This is a genomic window from Streptomyces sp. NPDC060209, from assembly GCF_042728155.1.
GTDB lineage: Bacteria > Actinomycetota > Actinomycetes > Streptomycetales > Streptomycetaceae > Streptomyces.
Genome location: NZ_JBHWZS010000559.1, coordinates 1 through 1,809, shown reverse-complemented (window position 1 = coordinate 1,809; position 1,809 = coordinate 1). Strand labels below are relative to the sequence as shown.

The 1,809-nt window shown below is 70.0% G+C and carries 2 protein-coding genes; one reads left to right on the top strand and one right to left on the bottom strand.

The window, feature by feature from the left end:
* Positions 1 to 23: 23 nt before the first annotated feature.
* On the bottom strand, positions 24 to 1,055 hold the full coding sequence (gene glpX / locus ACFWFI_RS42555) for a class II fructose-bisphosphatase (protein ID WP_387401310.1): 1,032 nt from the start codon (positions 1,053 to 1,055) through the stop codon (positions 24 to 26).
* 144 nt (positions 1,056 to 1,199) lie between these two features.
* Between glpX and ACFWFI_RS42550 the strand changes: the two genes are divergently transcribed.
* A complete protein-coding gene (locus tag ACFWFI_RS42550; RefSeq protein WP_387401308.1) occupies positions 1,200 to 1,754 on the top strand; it encodes a DUF4245 domain-containing protein in 555 nt (184 codons plus the stop codon).
* Positions 1,755 to 1,809 lie beyond the last annotated feature (55 nt).

Genomic DNA, 1,809 nt, shown 5'->3' with positions numbered 1-1,809 from the left:
GCCCCACATCCGTACCGCCGGGGCTACTTGCCGCGGTCGAAGTCGATCGCGCTGTAGGCGCGCAGCTTCGAGAGCCGGTGCGTCGAGTCGATCCTCCGGATCGTGCCCGACTTGGACCGCATCACCAGGGACTCCGTGGTGGCCGTCTCCGCGCGGTACCGCACACCGCGCAGCAGTTCGCCGTCGGTGATCCCGGTGGCGACGAAGAACACGTTGTCCCCGCTGACGAGGTCGTCCGTGGACAGGACGCGGTCCAGGTCGTGACCCGCGTCCAGCGCGCGCTGCCGCTCGGCCTCGTCCTTCGGCCAGAGCTTGCCCTGGATGACACCGCCGAGGCACTTTATGGCGCAGGCCGAGATGATGCCCTCGGGGGTGCCGCCGATGCCCATGAGCAGGTCGACACCGGTTCCCTCGCGGGCCGCCATGATCGAACCGGCGACATCGCCGTCGGAGATGAACTTGATCCGGGCGCCGGTCTCCCGGATCTCCTTGACGATGCCCTCGTGCCGGGGCCGGTCCAGGATGACGACGGTGACGTCCTCGGGGGTCGAGCTCTTGGCCCTCGCGACGCGCCGGATGTTCACGGACACGGGCGCGTTGATGTCGACGAAGTCGGCCGCCTCGGGGCCGGTGACCAGCTTGTCCATGTAGAAGACGGCGGACGGGTCGAACATTGCGCCGCGGTCCGCGGCGGCCAGTACGGCGATCGCGTTGGGCATGCCCTTGGCGTTGAGCGTGGTGCCGTCGATGGGGTCGACGGCGATGTCGACCTCGGCTCCGGTGCCGTCGCCGACGCGCTCGCCGTTGAACAGCATGGGGGCTTCGTCCTTCTCGCCCTCACCGATGACGACGATGCCGTTCATCGACACGGTGGAGACGAGCGTGCGCATGGCTTTGACGGCGGCGCCGTCGGCGCCGATCTTGTCGCCGCGGCCCACCCAGCGCCCGGCGGCCATGGCGGCGGCCTCGGTGACCCGCACCAGCTCCAGGGCCAGGTTGCGGTCGGGGGCCTCCGGGGAGACCTCGAGCTGGGACGGCAGATGATGCTCGGACATCGGAGCGCACCTTTCTGTACGACGACGACCGGAAAAGAGGGTGCTGTGACTCTATCGGTAGGTCGATAAAATGAGCAGACCGGGTCACGTATGAGCGGATGCCCGCTGGCCGGGCGCCCGGAGGCCCATGCCACCATTGAGTCCGTGGCAAGCAAGCGAGGCAAGCAGACCGTCCGGGACATGATCCTGTCGATGCTCGTGATCACCGCAGTGGCGGGCGTCGTCTACATCTTCATCCCGCACGACGACAAGGCCGACCCGATCAAGGCGGTCGACTACCGGGTCGAGCTCGCGACGGCCCGTCGTGCCGCGCCGTACCCGGTGGCGGCCCCGGACGGGCTGTCGAAGGGGTGGAAGCCGACCTCCGTCTCGTACGAGGGACAGAACGGGGCCGGCTGGCACCTGGGCTTCCTCGACCCGGACGACAGGTACGTGGCCGTGGAGCAGTCGACGACCCCGGCGAAGAAGTACGTGCCCGACGTCAGCCGGGACGCCGAGAACACCGGGCGCACGCGCGAGGTCTCGGGCCGGGCCTGGGAGGTCTGGAAGGGGCCGAAGTACGACGCGCTGGTGCTGCACGCCGAGGGCGTGACCACGGTGGTCACCGGCTCCGCCCCGGCGGAGCGGCTGGCGGAGATGGCCGCGGCCCTGAAGACGGCCCCCGCCGCCACCGCCACCGACGCTCCCGCCGCTTCCTGACGGGTCGCGAGCCCCGCCGGGCCGTAGGACGCGAAAGCCCCGCGACGCTCGGCGT

Coding starts and splice junctions, on each gene's coding strand:
- glpX (WP_387401310.1), bottom strand. CDS start 1,055: ATGTCCGAGCATCATCTGCCGTCCCAGCTCGAGGTCTCCCCGGAGGCC.